The 17405-nt window shown below is 69.4% G+C and carries 14 protein-coding genes; 5 read left to right on the top strand and 9 right to left on the bottom strand.

Annotation, left to right across the window (positions count from 1 at the left end):
* Positions 1-2443: 2443 nt before the first annotated feature.
* The 8 genes from ODJ79_RS39400 to rpmH form a co-directional block, all read right to left on the bottom strand.
* Positions 2444-3442, bottom strand: coding sequence for a ParB/RepB/Spo0J family partition protein (locus tag ODJ79_RS39400; protein WP_263028799.1), 999 nt, complete (start codon positions 3440-3442; stop codon positions 2444-2446).
* Positions 3439-4503, bottom strand: coding sequence for a ParA family protein (locus tag ODJ79_RS39395; protein WP_317620743.1), 1065 nt, complete (start codon positions 4501-4503; stop codon positions 3439-3441). Before ODJ79_RS39395 ends, ODJ79_RS39400 begins: the two co-directional genes overlap by 4 nt.
* A gap of 873 nt (positions 4504-5376) precedes the next feature.
* Positions 5377-6135, bottom strand: coding sequence for a 16S rRNA (guanine(527)-N(7))-methyltransferase RsmG (rsmG, locus tag ODJ79_RS39390; RefSeq protein WP_263028806.1), 759 nt, complete (start codon positions 6133-6135; stop codon positions 5377-5379).
* A 245-nt stretch (positions 6136-6380) separates the two neighbouring features.
* Entirely contained in the window at positions 6381-6953 is a 573-nt protein-coding gene (locus tag ODJ79_RS39385) for a protein jag (RefSeq protein ID WP_263028798.1), read from the bottom strand.
* 124 nt (positions 6954-7077) lie between these two features.
* Entirely contained in the window at positions 7078-8118 is a 1041-nt protein-coding gene (gene yidC, locus ODJ79_RS39380; protein WP_263028797.1) for a membrane protein insertase YidC, read from the bottom strand.
* A gap of 1 nt (position 8119) precedes the next feature.
* On the bottom strand, positions 8120-8377 hold the full coding sequence (gene yidD / locus ODJ79_RS39375) for a membrane protein insertion efficiency factor YidD (RefSeq protein WP_263028796.1): 258 nt from the start codon (positions 8375-8377) through the stop codon (positions 8120-8122).
* Positions 8374-8730 carry a ribonuclease P protein component gene (gene rnpA, locus ODJ79_RS39370; RefSeq protein ID WP_263028795.1) on the bottom strand — a complete coding sequence of 119 codons (357 nt, stop codon included), beginning with the start codon at positions 8728-8730 and terminating at the stop codon, positions 8374-8376. Before rnpA ends, yidD begins: the two co-directional genes overlap by 4 nt.
* A 35-nt stretch (positions 8731-8765) precedes the next feature.
* Positions 8766-8903 carry a 50S ribosomal protein L34 gene (gene rpmH, locus ODJ79_RS39365; protein WP_030440868.1) on the bottom strand — a complete coding sequence of 46 codons (138 nt, stop codon included), beginning with the start codon at positions 8901-8903 and terminating at the stop codon, positions 8766-8768.
* A 622-nt stretch (positions 8904-9525) separates the two neighbouring features.
* On the opposite strand from rpmH, the gene dnaA reads away from it, so the two are divergent.
* From dnaA to ODJ79_RS39340, 5 genes are all read left to right on the top strand, one after another.
* Positions 9526-11292 (top strand): chromosomal replication initiator protein DnaA, encoded by a 1767-nt coding sequence (dnaA, locus tag ODJ79_RS39360; RefSeq protein ID WP_263028794.1) that lies wholly within the window; start codon positions 9526-9528, stop codon positions 11290-11292.
* A 905-nt stretch (positions 11293-12197) separates the two neighbouring features.
* Positions 12198-13331 (top strand): DNA polymerase III subunit beta, encoded by a 1134-nt coding sequence (gene dnaN, locus ODJ79_RS39355; RefSeq protein ID WP_263028793.1) that lies wholly within the window; start codon positions 12198-12200, stop codon positions 13329-13331.
* Between the two features lie 39 nt (positions 13332-13370).
* Positions 13371-14243, top strand: coding sequence for a phosphogluconate dehydrogenase (NAD(+)-dependent, decarboxylating) (gene gnd / locus ODJ79_RS39350; RefSeq protein WP_263028792.1), 873 nt, complete (start codon positions 13371-13373; stop codon positions 14241-14243).
* A gap of 16 nt (positions 14244-14259) precedes the next feature.
* Positions 14260-15387, top strand: coding sequence for a DNA replication/repair protein RecF (gene recF, locus ODJ79_RS39345; protein WP_263028791.1), 1128 nt, complete (start codon positions 14260-14262; stop codon positions 15385-15387).
* A 493-nt stretch (positions 15388-15880) separates the two neighbouring features.
* Positions 15881-16366 (top strand): DUF721 domain-containing protein, encoded by a 486-nt coding sequence (locus ODJ79_RS39340; RefSeq protein ID WP_263028805.1) that lies wholly within the window; start codon positions 15881-15883, stop codon positions 16364-16366.
* A 52-nt stretch (positions 16367-16418) separates the two neighbouring features.
* On the opposite strand, the gene ODJ79_RS39335 is transcribed toward ODJ79_RS39340, so the two are convergent.
* The gene (locus tag ODJ79_RS39335; protein WP_263028790.1) at positions 16419-16985 is read right to left on the bottom strand and encodes a hypothetical protein; all 567 of its coding nucleotides are present in this window, start codon (positions 16983-16985) and stop codon (positions 16419-16421) included.
* Between the last annotated feature and the right edge of the window lie 420 nt (positions 16986-17405).

Raw genomic sequence — 17405 nt, 5'->3', positions numbered from 1 at the left:
CCGGCTCCCGGCTCCCGGCTCCCGGCTCCCGGCTCCCGGCTCCCGGCTCCCGGCTCCGACGGATTCTAAGCAGGCCGGTTTCACGTGAAACAGGACTCCCGGTCACAACGCTGGCCGGTCCTTCTGTGAAGCCCGAGCCCTCCGCGACCACGCCCAGTGCCATTTGCCGGCTCCGCGCCGGGGATCACAGACGACACGCTCCGAGGCGGTGCCGCGGCCCAAGTTCCGCCAAGCCTGGGTACGGCGTCGACATCTCCCGCCCGTTGTCGGGCGAGGATGCGAGCCGGGAGGTGCCCACTCGGCCGACGTGCTGTTGACGCCAGAGTCCGACGTGCCGTTGACGCCAGAGTGGCGATCGCGGCGTAATGACTTCGCCAACGGACATCGCGACAAGGAGGCCAAACTCAGGTCACGGATAGCACGACCCAAGACGGTCCCCCCATGGGCCCGCACCGCCCCACGGCCCGCCAACGCCGGTGCTGTGTTTCACGTGAAACGCCGCCCCAGTCCACTGCGCGGGTTCGCCAAAAGCGGCCGCGCCGCACGCGGTGCCGTACCTAGCCTCGGCACGGCGTCGTGCGGAGCCTGACCTTAGGCCACACTCCAAGTGAAGGACCCTCTCGCGGCTGGCCGGCCGGCTGCGCACGATTGGTCTCATCCTCCGGGTCGTTCCTGCGATGTACAGGAGGCGAGCGTGAGTTCGCTGCTTCACTCATCGGGGAAGGTCCGGCGGGAGGCCACCGGGCATTGGCAGCGGACGCCTTGACCGGCAGCCTCAGACGCACACCAGCGCTGGCTCTTCTTGCGCCCGTCACCCAGTTGGCTGCCGCCATACTTCGGAAGGCGCGGGAAGACTCACCCCGCTCTGTGGCGGCAGGCGGCCATCGCCAGCCACGGGTGGGAAAGCTAGCTGCTCGCCACAAGCGCGGGTGTCCGCCGTCGTATCTGGGAATCACCAGCACGAGAGATGTTTCACGTGAAACGAGAAGGGCCGACATTGCGACCCCATCGTCGCCTCACAAGCTGAACCGACTGGCCTCCGCAATCTCGCGTGTGACGCCTTTCGTCGCGGCGCGGGAACCCACCGGATGGGCGGCAGCACGCTCCCGCTTCGCGGACCCGCGTGTCTGCCTACACAGCACCGCGTGCCGGCCTGCGCGGGCTGGGCGCTGCGCAGAGCGGCGATGCCACCGACTCTCGCGCCGCGAGCCTCCGCCTCCACACGTGCCCGTTACCGCCATGCCGAGCGCACCGCCACACCGCGCCGCACCACCGCCCCGGGCACCCCTGCGCGTCGCACCACACGCAGGCCGCTCCACGACGCCGGGTCGCACTGCCGCACCACCAATCCGGACCGCATCGCCGCACCACCACGCCAGGCCCCAGCCACACCGCCAGGCCGGGCGCCACCGCGCACCGCACCGCCACGCCGGCCCGCCGCGTCGCACCGCTGGGCCACACCGCCGCACCACCACGCCAGGCCGGCCCGCACCACCAGGTCGGCCCGCACCGCCAGGCTGGGCCGCACCGCCAGGCCGGCCCGCACCGCCAGGCTGGGCCACACCGCCGGGCCGGGCCCCACCCTGAGGCCAGGGCCCACCGCGCCCGGTCAACACCGCCGCACCGCACCGCCACGCAGCGCTCCGTCCCAAGGCTCCGGCACTGCGAAGGCTCGGCGCCAGGCCCTGCCGCGCGCCATGGCCTTGCCGCTGAGTTCGGATCGGCCCAACACCGCGCACCTCATCGCGCGGTGGCGAGGTCGTGTTTCACGTGAAACACCAGTCTTCCCCCGCGCAACGGGCATGCCTCAGAGACCGAGACCGCCCACTGGCCCTGGCTGGAGCGGGAGATCCTGACCCTGCAGGTGGTCCGGCCTCCCAGCACAGGGCTCTCGCTTGGCTCGACCCGGCGGCTTATCTGACTAAGAGCTGGGGAGCGCGGAGGATTGCCAAATGCAACCGGGCCAGCTCTCGGTGTCTCGGGATTGACGCGGCTTACAAGAGGCATGGCCCAAGCAAGGCAGGGCAGGCATCCATCGCCGAAATCGGGTGATGGGCGTCGACGGCGTCGAACGACGGGCGCGGCCGCGCATCTCAAGGCCGCTCGATTTTGATCACCATGCCGACCGTCGGGAGTCGAACAACGCCTCGGAACGTCTCTCGCGAGCCGCTGACTTCAGGCGGGAAACGATGGTCCTACATATCTACCTTCCTACAGAAGATCCGGGCGACCCATAGACCCCCAGCCGGGCTGAACCGAGCCTCGGAGGACCCGTGATTTTGGTTCTGTGAGAGCCATTCTCCTGGGATTTGGGGATGGCCAGAATCTGCGGCTTAGGACAAACCAGAACCTCCCCAAAGCGGACCAAAACCCAGAATCAGGGCAACAAGAAAGGCACGTGATAAATCACGTGCCTCCGTCAAAACGCCCTACCGATCGAAGCTCACTCCGAGGAGCCAGAGGACGAGCCCTCCTCCTCAACCCCGATCATCCCGACGATCCGCTCGAGATCATCCACCGTCGCGAACTCGATGGTGATCTTCCCCTTGTTCCGGCCGATGTCCACCTTCACGCGAGTGTCGAACCGATCCGACAATCGCTCGGCGAGCTCGTTGAGAGCCGGCGCGTGGACCTTGCCTCGCCGGGTAGGTGCGGCCTTCTTTGCCGGCGAGCCGTCCGCGAAGGCGAGCGAAACGATCTCCTCGGTCGATCGGACCGAGAGTCCCTCGGCGACGATTCGCTTGGCGAGGTCGATCTGCGCCTCGCCGTCGTCGAGCCCGAGCAGCGCCCGCGCATGGCCGGCGGACAGCACCCCGGCCGCGACCCGCTGCTGCACCTGCGGCGGCAAGTTCAGCAACCGGATCGTGTTGGAGATCTGCGGCCGGCTCCGCCCAATCCGCTTGGCGAGCTCATCGTGGGTGGCGCCGAACTCCTCCAGCAGCTGCTGATAGGCGGCCGCCTCTTCGAGCGGGTTCAGGTTGGCGCGGTGGATGTTCTCGAGCAGCGCGTCCCGCAACATCGCATCGTCACGGGTGTCGCGGACGATCGCGGGAATGCTCTCCTTGCCGACCGCCTGCGCAGCCCGCCACCGCCGCTCGCCCATGACGAGTTCGTATTTTCCGTCGCCGATGTCGCGTACGACGATGGGCTGGAGAAAGCCGACCTCTTGGATCGACGTCTTCAGCTCCTCGAGCGCCTCCTCGTCGAAGACGTGCCGCGGCTGCTTCGCGTTCGGCACGATCGAGGTGACCGGCAGCTCGGCGAAGCGGGCGCCCGGAACCGGGGCAAGCTGATCGTTGGCGACCGGCGCCACCGGCGTTTCCGCCTCCGAGGGCGGCGGCACCGGCACCGGCGCCACCGGGGGAGAAGGATCTACGGCCGGAGCCGTCGGGATCAGCGCGCCCAGGCCGCGGCCCAGGCCGCCCCGTGGACGGTTCTTCATGCCGTGCCTCCCGTGTTGACCCCGCGCATCGCGATCTCCAAGGCGGCCTCGAAGTAGCTGGTCGCGCCCCTTGATCCCGGATCGTAGGTCATCACGGATTGGCCGTAGCTCGGAGCCTCCGACACCCGCACGTTCCGCGGGATGACGGCGTTCAGCACCTTGCTCCCGAAGTGATTGCGCACGTCCTGCTCGACGGCGTCGGCCAGGCGGGTGCGGCGGTCGTACATGGTCAGCAGGATGGTGGAGACGTCCAGCGTCGGGTTGAGGTGCTGCCGTACCAGGTTGATGTTGTTGATCAGCTGGTTGAGGCCCTCCAGCGCGTAGTACTCGCACTGGATCGGGATCAGCACCTCCTGCGCCGCGCAGAGCGCGTTGACCGTGAGCAGGCCAAGCGACGGCGGGCAGTCGATGAACACGTAGTCGAACTTCTCCGGGTGCGCGGTGATGGCCCGGGCCAACCGCGACTCACGCGCCACCACGGATACGAGCTCGATCTCGGCACCGGCCAGGTCGATCGTGGCCGGCACACAGAACAGGTTGGGAATGCCCTCGACCGGCTGCGCGACCTCCGACAGCGGCACGTTGTCGATCAGGCAGTCGTAGACATCGGGCACGCCGGCATGGTGCGGAACGTTGAGACCGGTGGAGGCGTTGCCCTGCGGGTCAAGGTCGACGACGAGCACGCGGTTGCCATGCAGCGCCAGGGCGACCGCGAGGTTCACGGTCGTGGTCGTCTTACCGACTCCGCCCTTTTGGTTCGCGACGCAGAGCACCCTCGGGTGATCCGGACGCGGCATGGTGATCTCGCCGCTCGGGTTGAGGATCTGCACAGCTCGCAACGCTTCCATGGCTAGAGGCGGATCTTCTTCATCCTGGCTCGGCGTTTCACGTGAAACATGCTCGTCAGCACCGAATGAGGGGCTCGCCGGCCCGAAAGATGGCTCAACGTGCGCCACCGGGGCACCCGACGTAGGCACGGATGCCGAGGAGGCAGGCACCGGAGCGCCCGACGTGGGCACGGGTGACGAGGAAACCGGCACCGGAGCGCCCGAGGTGGGCATAGGCGACGCGGAGACCGGCACCGGCGAGGAGGCCACCGCGGGCGGCCCGGATCGGGGCGCGGGTAGGTGCGGCTCCTCAGACCCGGGCGGAGGCACCGGCGTCCCGTAGACCTGCCCGGAGGCTGCCCGCGGCTGGTAACCGCTGCCTACTCGGGGCGATGGCACACCCTGATCCTGCGTGTATGCGCCAATGGGGCCGCCGACGCCCATCCCCGCGGGCCCGATAGGGCCGAGAAGCGACTCGGTTTCACGTGAAACACCGAACTCATGCACCGTTTTATCCCTGTTGGTGAGGAACGGGTCGGTAGGCGACACGTGCGTTCCGGAGGAAGAAGTCCGGTCCACACTATCGACGCCCGGCCAGCCTACGGCCGCCGGGCGAGGCTCGCCACGGCCGTCCGCCTGATGAGGCGAGTGCAACGTAGACAGATCATCCACCTCTGGCATCGCAATCGCCATCCCGCCCGGCATCACCTTCGGTGCCGCCGCCTCCGCAGACGATCCTCCGGAGGGCGATTCCCCCGCGGACAGTCCCGACAACCCCGCATCCGCACTAACCGGCCCAACCTGGTGCCGCGACGCACTCTTGGTGACTTTTTCTCGCGTACGCGAGGAAGCCGCACCAACCGCAAGCCCACCAGCTGCCGAAACGGCCGCACCCGCGACGACCCCCGAAACTGCCGGAACGGTCGAAACCGTCGAGACCTCGGGAACCGCCGGCACCGCCAAAACGGCCGAGGCGGCCAAGCCACCCGAGGACGGCGACCCCTCCGAAGAGGCGGACCCCTCCGAATCGATCACACCGGACGCCAACCTGGCGGCATCGGGGCGTCGGTTCTTGACGCTTCTTTTCCGCGCGCCCCGCTTGGCCATCTATCCCCTCCGACTTCTCCCTCGCCCGGAGTCACGCCCGCCGGCCTTCCCGCCCGCGCCGCGCCCCGGAGCCGCCCTGCCGGACGGCCTCGACCCTGACGGCACGACGTTCCGCTCCTTGACGATCTCCACGACCGTCGTCGGCGGGTCGATGAGCCCCGACCCGCAGAGCTGGATCACCGGCGAGCCGCCGCCAAGGTCGGCGATCACCGCCCGGTGCGCCTCGACCTCCTCGGCGGCCGAGCTGCCCTTGAGCGCGAGCAGTCGTCCACCCGTGCGAGCAAGCGGCAGGCACCAGCCGGCCAGCCGGTCGAGCGGAGCGACCGCCCGAGCGGTGACGACGTCGGCGCCGGCGGGGGTCCCGTCGACGACGTCCTCCGCGCGGCCCCGGACGACCGTGACGGTCGATTCGAGGCCGAGGGCGATCACCGCCTCCGACAGGAATGCGGTTCGTCGTGCCAGTGGCTCGACCAGGGTGATGCTGAGATCCGGCCGGGCTACTGCCAGCACGATACCGGGCAAACCAGCACCAGAACCGACGTCTACGACGGAAGCACCTATAGGTATCATCTCGCCCACAACGGCACAATTGACGAGGTGCCGCTCCCAGATCCGCGGCGCCTCCCGCGGGCCGATCAAGCCGCGCACCACCCCATCGGTGACAAGCAGCCGTGCGTACGCGACAGCCAGCTCCCGCCGCTCCCCGAAGACCCGCGCCGCGGCCTCGGCAATCTCCGCCGACGGCTCGACACCGACCAGCTCGGCAGAGGACGCAGACGAAGCGGAGGAAGCGGAGGAAGCGGAGGAAGGCGACCGCACAGAGGCAGCCGGCGGGGAGCCGGACGAAGACGAGGACGAGGACGAGGACGGCGACGATGACCGCCCAGGAAACGCGATAGGCCGCCGAGGCCCCCGCCGAGAAGACCGGCCCGGGAAAGACGACGGCCCGGACGACGACTCGCCCGGGCCGCTCTCACCCGCGCCGAAGCGCGGCTCGCTCATGCTCAGTCCGCCGCCCGAACCACGATCCGGCGGTTCGGCTCGACGCCCTCCGACTCGCTCTGCACGCCGGGGATCGCGTTGACCACGTCGTGCACGCATTTGCGCTCGAACGCCGACATCGGCTCGAGACGCACCGGGTCGCCGTGCTCCTTCACCTTCTCCACGGCGTTGCGGGCCACCGCCGCCAGTTCCTTGCGGCGAGACGCGCGGTACCCGCCGATGTCCAGCAGCAGGCGGCTCGGCGACCCGGTGGCGCGGAAGATCGCCAGCCGGGTGAGTTCCTGCAGCGCCTCCAGCGTGGCGCCGCGCTGGCCGACGAGCGGCTGCAGCCGGCCGCCGACCACCTCGACCATCGGGCGCCCGGCCGACACGAGTTCGTCGATGTCGCCGTCGTAGTCGAGGATGTCGAGCAGACCCTCGACGTAGTCGGCGGCTATCTCGCTTTGCCGGAACAGGTCACTCTCGGAGGTGACAGTCTCCGACTTCTTGGTCTCCTCGGTCGTCTCGTCCGGGGCCGAAGCCTCGGTCGACGTCGCGGCGGAGACCGTGGAGTCGGGCGTGCTGGTGTCGGTCACGGTCTCATCTCCGTACTCACTCGGGCCGGACCTGCGCGGTCCGCTGTTCCCGCGGCGGCACCCGCGGGCAGGTACTTGGGGTGCAAGGGGAGCGCCGGGGCGCCTTTCGACGCCCGAGCCGCGATCATCCCTTGGGTTTGCTCGCCGGTCGGGCGCCCTTCTTCGGATTCACCGGTTTGGCGCCGGGCCGCGGCGCCAGCTTCTTCGACGTGTCGACGACCGGCGTCTCCGGCTCGGGCTGGGCCTTGCGGCCGAACAGGCCACCGGTGCGGCTGGGCTGCACCGGGCTCTTCGGGGAGTTGTCACCGGACTTCTTGGCCGGGGTGCTCGCGGCCGGCTTGGCCGACGAACCGGTGCCCTTCTTGCCGGCCATCTGCGGCGGCGGGAACTTGCGGAGCACCCACTGCTGCTGGGCCAGGGTGAAGCCGTTGTTCGTGACCCAGTAGATGATCACACCGATCGGGAACAGCGAGCCGGAGACGAGCAGCGACAGCGGGATGCCGTAGAGCATCAGGCGCTGGATCATCTTCTGCTGCGGGTCCTCGGCCCAGCCGGTCTTGAGGATCATCTGGCGGCTGGTCGCGTAGGTGGTGGCCATCATGACCAGCACCAGGATGCCGGCGACGACCTTCACGGTCGTGCTGTTCGCGTGCAGGGCGGCAAGCTCCTGCGGGGTCGAGCCGAACTTCGAGGCCAGCGGGGCGTAGAACAGCGACGCGTGGGTGGCGTCGTGGAACTGGGCGTCGGTCCAGCCGTACAGCGTGGTGTTGGTGTTCGTCGGGCTGAGCCGGCGCAGCACGTGGAACAGGCCCAGGAAGACCGGGATCTGCAAGAACATCGGAAGGCAGCCCATCAGCGGGTTCGCCTTCTCCGTCTTGTAGAGCTCCATCATTTCTTTCTGGAGCGTCTCGCGGTCACCCTTGTGCTTCTCCTGCAGAGCCTTGACCTTGGGCTGCAGCGCCTGCATGGCGCGCTGGCTCTTGATCTGCTTGACGAAGACCGGGAACAGGATGACCCGGACCGTCACGACGAGGCAGATGATCGCGAGCACCCAGGACCAGTTGGTCCCCAGCACCTTTTCGTCCGGGATCCCGAGGGTGTCCCAGAGGGATTGCCAGCGCAGGAGGATCCACGAAATCGCGTAGTAGATCCAGTCGAGGCTCAATTCAGGCTCCAGTCACATCGGCAGGACGGTGACGGATCGGGTCAGGCACCGGGTCGTACCCACCAGGGTGGAAGGGATGGCAACGCAGGAGGCGCCAGATCGTCAGTCCCGTCCCTCGGATCGCACCGTGTTTCTGCAGCGCCTCCAGGGAGTACGCGCTGCACGAGGGGTAGAACCGACAGCGGGCCGGCAGCACCGGGCTCACATAACGACGGTACGCGACGACCATCGCGATCAGCATCCGGGCGAGCACGCTCATCGCTGCCGCCTGGGCCGCCGGGCCGCCGCCAGGGCCGCCTCGAGGTCGGCGCCGAGCGTCGCGAAGGACGCCTCCGCGGCCGCCGGCAGGGCCCGGACCACCAGCGACGTTCCGTCCGGCAGGTCGCCGAGCAGCGGCCTGACCAGGTGGCGCAGCCGACGGCGGACCTTGTTGCGGACCACCGCGTTGCCCACGGCCTTGGACACAACGAAGCCGGCGCGTGCCGTGGAGGCTCGCGCCGGCTCGTCGAGAAGCAGATGAACGACAACCGTGCCCCGGCCGACTCGCCGACCGCCGCGAATCGTGGCGGCAAAGTCGGCACTACGCCGCATGCGCTGCGCCGCGGCCAGCACGACTACCTGGGCATCCCGGCCCGCAAGCGGTCGGCTCAGGCCGACAGCTTGGCGCGGCCCTTGGAGCGGCGGCCGGCGAGGATGGCACGGCCGGCACGGGTGCGCATCCGCAGCCGGAAGCCGTGGGTCTTGGCACGCCGGCGGTTGTTCGGCTGGTAGGTGCGCTTGCTCACGTCAAAACTCCGTCTTCGATACGACGTCTCTAGAAGGACAACGTCGGAGGACAACGTCCAGGGGCATCAGGCTGCAAGACGCCACTTTATCAGAACGCGGCGGAGCAACCGCTCGACCCTACGCAGGGCAGCGATGCAGGTCAACTATACCGTCGGAGGCACGCCGGTCGGCGAGACGACGGCCACACGGAAGGACTCGTCTTTCTGCGCGGGTAGTGAATCTTTTCCGCTCCCGCGTGCTTGTCGACCGGTGGGACAGTTGTAGCTTCGGCGACCTCGCTGTTAGCGTGCCCGTTTGCTGGTCATCACTGCTCTGTGCATACCACGATGTACCGGACCAAAACCGGACAAGCAGGTGAATCGTTCGGCACGGTGAGCCTGTCGAAACCGCGCCGTTTCAGGCTCCGGTAAGTCTGCCGACCGTCCGGCCGGGGAGCGACCATCGGCAAGTGCACAGGTTGTGGATAACCTGTGGACAACCGGTGGCGTCGAGCGTGTTCAGCACGTTGAATGTGGTGCTGGACGGGGGCCGTCGGGCGCCTGAGGTTGGGCGACGGCGGGGCAGAGACGGTAAGCCGGACAAGGTCCACCGGGGGTCGGTGGCGATGGGGGTGGCGCGGCGGTGGCCGATCAGGTCGACCTGGCGGATGTGTGGAAGGCGACGCTGGAGGAGCTTGCCGACGAGATCTCCTCTCCCCAGCAGCGCGCCTACCTGCAGCTGACCAAGCTGCGCGCCATCGTCGAGGACACCGCGCTGCTCGCCGTTCCGGATGCCTTCACCCGGGACGTGATCGAGTCCCGGCTGCGCCCGGCGATCACGGAGGCGCTCAGCCGCCGGCTCCACCGGCCGATCCAGGTCGCCGTCACCGTGAAGCCCCCGGAGGACGGCACCGGCCTGCCCGGCACCGTCTACGGCACCCCGGTCGAGGCCGCGGCCGCCGAGGAGCCGCAGCCTCGGCACTACGCCGAGCCCGAGCCCGAGCCGATGCGGCAGCCGGAGGTCCCCGCGTACGCGCACGACGCGTACCCGGAAAGCCGTCCCTCCTACCGCAACGTGCCCGCCGCCCGGGGTGGGCAGGAGGCCCTGTTCGCCGAGCCGGCCCCGGCCACGATGCCGCCGCCGCAGATCCCGCCGGCACAGATCAGCCCGATGAGCCGGCTCCCCGAGCCGCCGGCCGACTCCAACGAGGCGCCGCCGCATCGGATGGCCACCGACCCCACACAGCTGCGCGACAACCAGCGCCGCCCGGACGATCGCCCGACGCTGATCGAGGACGCGCTGCCCACCCGCGGCGACAACGGCCCCGGCCGGGCCCCGATGGACATCCGGCCGGCGAGCAACCCGCGAGGCACCAACGACGGCAACCGGCTCAACCCGAAGTACATGTTCGAGACGTTTGTGATCGGCTCGTCCAACCGCTTCGCGCACGCCGCCGCCGTCGCCGTCGCCGAGTCCCCCGCGAAGGCGTACAACCCGCTGTTCATCTATGGCAGCTCCGGGCTGGGCAAGACGCACCTGCTGCACGCGATCGGCCACTACGCCACGACCCTCGGCCACGCGCGCGCCGTGCGCTACGTGTCGACCGAGGAGTTCACCAACGACTTCATCAACAGCCTGCGCGACGACAAGACCCAGGCGTTCCAGCGGCGCTACCGCGACGTCGACATCCTGCTGATCGACGACATCCAGTTCCTGGAGAACCGCGAGCGCACCCAGGAGGAGTTCTTCCACACCTTCAACACGCTGCACAATGCCAACAAGCAGATCGTGATCAGCTCGGACCGCTCGCCGCGCCAGCTGTCGACGCTGGAAGACCGCATGCGTACCCGCTTCGAGTGGGGCCTGCTCGCCGACATCCAGCCGCCCGATCTGGAGACGCGCATCGCGATCCTGCAGAAGAAGGCCGCCCAGGAACGGATGTACGCCCCTGACGACGTGCTGGAGTTCATCGCGTCGCGGGTCTCCAACTCGATCCGCGAGCTGGAGGGCGCCCTCATCCGGGTGACCGCGTTCGCCAGCCTCACCCGCTCCGCCGTCCAGCTCTCGCTGGCCGAAGAGGTCCTGCGCGACTTCATGCCGGACGGCGCCGGCCCCGAGATCACCGCCGACCAGATCATGATGTCGACCGCGGACTACTTCGGCGTCAGCCTCGAGGACCTGCGCGGGCATTCCCGCAGCCGCGTCCTGGTCAACGCCCGCCAGGTCGCCATGTACCTCTGCCGGGAGCTGACCGACCTCTCCCTCCCGCGCATCGGCCAGGCATTCGGCGGCCGCGACCACACCACGGTCATGCACGCCGACCGCAAGATCCGTCAGCACATGGCCGAGCGGCGCTCGCTCTACAACCAGATCGCCGAGCTGACCAACCGCATCAAGCAGAACACCTAAGACCCTTTTCGCGTACGCGCAGACGCCGTCCCCAACCGCACGGCGCCCGTCCCGCCCGCGCCACCCCCGCCAGCTGCATCATCAGCCCGCGACGGGCGCATCCGGGCAGAGCTGCCGCTCCCGTGCCCCCAACCGCACGAGCGGAGCCCTCGGCTATCCACAGGCACAGACACCCGAAAGAGTGTCATTTGCCGGTTTTCCATACCTTTTCCCACAGCCTGTGTATAACTCCGGCCGATCGCCCGCCGTCGCTCGGCCGACCCCGATCCACGCTCAGCAGGCGTTGTCAACGTCAGAACGCAACTGTTCCGTGCCAACGTTATCCACAGTAATTCACAGGCGTTCACAGGCCTTTATCCCCAGCAGTGGACAACTCTCGGCGGCGAACTCCACAGATGTGGACGAGCCCTGGGGAAATCGATGTGGACAGACACTCTCCGTGACTTTTCTGTCCACGGCCTGTGGAAGAGTGTGGATTTCCTGTTGAAGGATCTGGGGACGACGAGCCGGTAGCGTCCCGACGCTATGCACAGGCCGGGGGACAAACCCGGTGGATATCCGGTGGATAGTCGGTGGACAACGGTGGACAACCGAAGTCAGGACGACGACTGTGGACACAGACCGGGGTTTGTACCCTGGTTGCCCACATGTGAATCACCGGTGGATAACCCGTTGACCTGCACCAACTTGAGTTCTCCACACTTTGCACAGCCCCGATGAAGACGACTAGAGATTTTTCTAAGACAACAAAAATCAATCAACGGCGTTGGGGAAGGTGTGGATGGAGCCGCCGACGGCTCCCGCCTCCCGGCACCGGCAGGCCCGGGCACACGCGGACTTGCCCGGCGCAATAAAGTTCGTGGGGGTCTCACGCCCTTGAGTTGAGGAAGCGACCGGAGGACAGCATGAAGTTCCGGGTGGAGCGAGACGCACTCGCCGACGCCGTGGCCTGGACGGCGAAGAGCCTGCCGAGCCGGCCGTCGGTGCCGGTGCTCGCCGGCGTCATGCTGCGAGTCACCGACGGCCGGCTGCACGTCTCGGGCTTCGACTACGAGGTCTCCAGCCAGGTGAGCGTCGAGGTGCAGGCCGACGCGGACGGGGCCGCCCTGGTCTCCGGCCGTCTGCTCGCCGAGATCACCAAGGCCCTGCCGAACAAGCCGGTCGACATCGCCGCCGTCGGCGCGCATCTCGAGCTGGTCTGCGGGAGCGCCCGGTTCACGCTGCCGACGATGCCGGTGGAGGACTACCCGACCCTGCCGGAGATGCCGTCCAGCGCCGGCACCGTCGACGCCGCCGCGTTCGCCGCCGCGGTCGCCCAGGTGGCCATCGCGGCCGGTCGCGACGAGACGCTGCCGATGATGACCGGCGTCCGCATCGAACTGAACGGCTCGTCGATGGCGATGCTGGCGACCGACCGCTATCGACTGGCCATGCGCGAGCTGGAGTGGAACCCGGACGACCCGGAGATCAGCCTCAACGCGCTGGTCCCGGCGAAGACGCTGAACGACACGGCCAAGACGCTCGGCCCGCTCGGCGGCTCGGTGACGCTCGCGTTGTCCCAGGGCAACGCCGGCGAGGGCATGATCGGGTTCGCCGGTGGCACCCGGCGCACCACCAGCCGGCTGCTCGACGGCGCAAACTATCCGCCGGTGCGTTCGCTCTTCCCGGCCAGCCACAACGCGGAGGCCCGGGTCGGCGTGGCCGCCCTGGTCGAGGTGGTCCGCCGGGTGGCGCTGGTCGCCGAGCGCACCACCCCGGTGTTGCTGAGCTTCAGCGAGGACGGTCTCGTCGTCGAGGCCGGTGCGACCGAGGAGGCGCGGGCCAGCGAGGCGATGGAGGCGACCTTCACCGGCGAGGCGCTGACGATCGGCTTCAACCCGCAGTATCTGATCGACGGACTGCAGAACCTGGGCGCTCCGCACGCGGTCCTGTCGTTCGTCGACGCATTCAAGCCTGCTGTGATCTCCCCCGCAGGCGAAAACGGCGAAATCGTGCCGGGTTACCGCTATCTGATCATGCCGATCCGGGTAACGCGCTGATACTGAGCGAGGAAGAACCGCACATCTAGGGGGAACACCATGCAGCTTGGCCTGATCGGTCTGGGGCGGATGGGCGGCAACATGGCCGACCGCGTTCGCTCGGCCGGGCACGAGGTGGTCGGTTTCGATGCGCAGCCGGGGAAGAGGGACGTCAGCTCGCTGGCCGAACTGGTCGAGAAACTCCAGCCGCCGCGGGTCGTGTGGACCATGGTGCCGGCCGGCGAGATCACCGAGAGCACCATCGACCAGCTCGGCGAGCTCCTGTCCGAGGGCGATCTGGTCATCGACGGCGGCAACTCGAAGTTCACCGACGACCGCCCGCGCGCCGAGCGGCTCGCCACCAAGGGCATCGGCTACCTGGACTGCGGCGTCTCCGGCGGTATTTGGGGCAGCCAGAACGGTTACGCCCTGATGGTCGGCGGCAGCGCGGCGGACGTGGCGAAGGCCATGCCGATCTTCGAGGCGCTCAAGCCGGCCGGCCCGTACGGCTTCGTGCACGCCGGCCCGGTCGGCGCCGGCCACTACACCAAGATGGTCCACAACGGCATCGAGTACGGCATGATGCAGGCCCTGGCCGAGGGCTGGGAGCTGCTCGAGGCGTCGGAGTACGTGGAGAACGTCCCCGGCGCGATCAAGAGTTGGCGTGAGGGCTCCGTCGTCAAGTCGTGGCTGCTCGACCTGCTCGACCGCGCCCTCGACGGCGACCCCGAGCTGGGCAAGCTGAAGGGCTACGCGGAGGACACCGGCGAGGGCCGCTGGACGGTCGACGAGGCCGTGCGTCTCGCCGTTCCCGCCCACGTCATCGCCGCCTCGCTGTTCACCCGGTTCGAATCGCGCCAGGTCGACTCCCCGGCCATGAAGGCCGTCGCCGCGCTGCGCCAGCAGTTCGGCGGCCACGCCGTCGTCGGCTGAGCGGGACAATCTCAGGATGTACGTCCGCCGGGTCGAGCTCACCGACTTCCGGTCGTACGAGCGGGTGGCGGTCGATCTCGAACCCGGCGTGTCCGTGCTGGTCGGTCAGAACGGCATGGGCAAGACCAACCTGATCGAGGCGCTCGGCTACGTGGCCACACTGGACAGTCACCGGGTGGCCACGGACGCCCCGCTCGTCCGGGCCGGCGCCGGCGCCGGCGTGATCCGGTGTGCGATCGTCCACGAGGGACGCGAGCTGCTGGTCGAGCTGGAGATCGTGCCCGGCAAGGCCAACCGCGCCCGGCTCAACCGGTCGCCGGTTCGCCGCCCGCGCGAGGTGCTCGGCGCGCTGCGGATGGTCCTGTTCGCCCCCGAGGATCTGGAACTGGTCCGCGGCGACCCGGCCGCCCGCCGCCGCTACCTCGACGACCTGCTCGTCGCCCGCCAGCCCCGGTTCGCCGGCGTCCGGAGCGACTACGACCGGGTGATCAAGCAGCGCAACGCCCTGCTCCGGACGGCCTACCTGACCCGCAAGGTCGGCGGCACCCGCGGCCAGGACCTGTCCACCCTGATGGTCTGGGACCAGCACCTCGCGCACCACGGCGCCGAGCTGCTGGCCGGCCGCCTCGAGCTGGTCGCCGCGCTCAGCCCGCACCTGACCAAGGCCTACGACGCGGTGGCGGCCGGGCGGGCGGCCGCCACCATCGCGTACGCCTGCGGCCTCGGCGACGCTCTCGCGCCGGATCGGGTCGCGCTCGAGCAGGCGCTGCTCGCAGCCCTCCAGGAGCGGCGCACCGCCGAGATCGAGCGCGGCGTCACGCTGGTCGGCCCGCACCGCGACGACCTCACCCTGGCCCTGGGCGACCTGCCCGCGAAGGGCTACGCGAGCCACGGCGAGTCCTGGTCGTTCGCGCTGGCCCTGCGCCTGGCCGCGTACGACCTGTTGCGCTCCGACGGCATCGAGCCGGTGCTGGCGCTCGACGACGTCTTCGCCGAGCTGGACGCCGGCCGCCGGGACCGCCTCGCCGCCCTGGTCGTGGACGCCAGCCAGCTTTTGGTGACCTGCGCCGTCCCGGAGGATGTGCCGCCGGCGCTGCGCGGTGCCCGCTTCGACGTGACCCTGGGTTCGGTGACCCGTGACTGACGACCGCCGCTACGACCCGATGGCCGAGCGCTTCTTCCCCAAGGGGGACTTTCCCCAGGCCGATCCACACCTGACCGGCGGCGACTCCTGGTACGACACGCCGCCGCCGGACGAGCCGTACGCCGCCGATCGCCGCGGCGAGCAGCCGGGCGACCGGTACGACGCCCCGTCGAGCTCGAAGCGGCCGGAGCGCCCCGCTACGCCTGGGTGGACTCCGGGGGCAGGAGTGGATCAGGGCGGGGGCGATTCCGCGCCGCAGAGAGGCGCTGAGGGCGCTTCCGGGCCACCGCAAACCTCCGATGGCGGTGCCCGGCGGCGAGGCAGCGCCGGCCGCGCCGGGCGGCAAGGCCCCGGTGATGACGTCGAGCGGCAAAGCGCTGATGGTGACGCCGGGCCCGCCGAAGCCGCCGTCGGTCCGCACGCGGCGGGTTCCACCGACCCGGACGCGGCGGGTTCCACCGACCCGGACGCGGCGGGTTCCACCGGCCCGGAGCTGGCGCGGGCCGTGCTCGACGCGGCGCTCGCCAAGCGCCGGGCCGCCCAGACCAATCCGCGTCGCCGCACCGGCGAGGGCGGCAGCACCGGCCGGCGGCCGCGGGGCTACTCGGGTCCCGGACCGGACCCGCGCGATCCGCAGCTGTTCGGCGACGTGCTGGGCCGGCTGATGAAGGCCCGGGGCTGGGAGAAGCCGAAGGCCGAGGCGACCGTCTTCGGCGCCTGGGAGCGGGTGGTCGGGCCGGACATCGCCAAGCACAGCCGGCCGGTGAAGCTCGACGCCGGCGTGCTGACGGTCGAGGCCGAGTCGACGGCCTGGGCGACGCAGCTGCGCATGCTCGCCGCCACCCTGCTGCGCAACATCGCGTCCGAGGTCGGCCACAACGTCGTGACCAAGCTGAACATCCACGGCCCGGCGGCGCCGTCGTGGAGCCGCGGGCCCCGCCGGGTGCAGGGCCGGGGCCCACGGGACACGTACGGCTGACCGGAACGCAGAGTAGCGCCGGTGCACCCTTCGTGCGGGATTGCGAGTTTGCTCAGTAATCGGCGAAAACGGCGAAGCCCCGGTCCGCGCAGCGACGGTAGAAACCCGCCAGGATTGCCAGCTCGGACCGGGCAAAGGTCCAGTGCGGCGCGTTGCCGGCGTCGTCGCGCAGGGCGGACAGCCGGTTGTCCAGCCACCGCAACTGCTGGTCGGCGAGGCGGCCCTGGGTGACCGCGGCCCGCATCACCTCGGCCACGGTGTCGAAGGTGACCAGGTCGCCGTGCTTCTCGTGGCCCTCGACGAAGCGCTCGAGACCGCCGGCGATCCACGCGCAGCCGTCCGGGTCGATCACCGGGTCCTCGTCCTCGGCCGCGGCGTCGGTCGCGTAGAGGACACCGTCCAGGCCCAGGAGCAGGTCGACCAGCTCGGTGTACGCGGTGGCGCGTACCGTTCCGGTCTTCGCGATGTGCAGGGCCAGCGCGCCGGTGGGTGCGGCGATCTCGGGCGCGTCGGCGATCGCCCCGAAGTCCACGAACTCGGCGGGAGCCACCGGGTCGTAATACTGGTTCGTCCGCGGCCAGTGCACCGCGACGTTCTCCAGCCCCTTGTCATGCGCCATGTTGGGGGCCACCCCTCCTCGACCTGCCACGCTGAGCTTGCCCGCGGCGGAAAACCGAAGCAACTTCGCGATGTGAGTTCGGCTCGCACACCGTCCGCGCGGGCGAGGTTACGACACGACGGGCCGGTGTTGTGAGGCAGTGTCGCAGCGCGTGGCCGCTGGACCCGGCAGGCGCGCGGTGACGATCGACAGCCGGACGACTTGTCGTTGCGCGAAGTGGGACTTCCGTGTAGGGGGAGACGTGGGTGACGGCCCCGACCGCGCTACGGCGATCTGAGGCCACTCCACGGGGTGCCGCACCCTCACCGGCTCGTCCCGGCGAGGTAGAATCGACGGTGACCGGAAAAGCTTTGCGGAGTGGTGACACCGTGTTGACGGTCGTCACGCTACGCGGTTTTTCCAGCCGATCACGATCCGCGG

The organism is Actinoplanes sp. KI2 (assembly GCF_025630775.1).
Lineage (GTDB): Bacteria > Actinomycetota > Actinomycetes > Mycobacteriales > Micromonosporaceae > Actinoplanes.
This window is presented reverse-complemented; position numbering and strand designations above follow the sequence as displayed.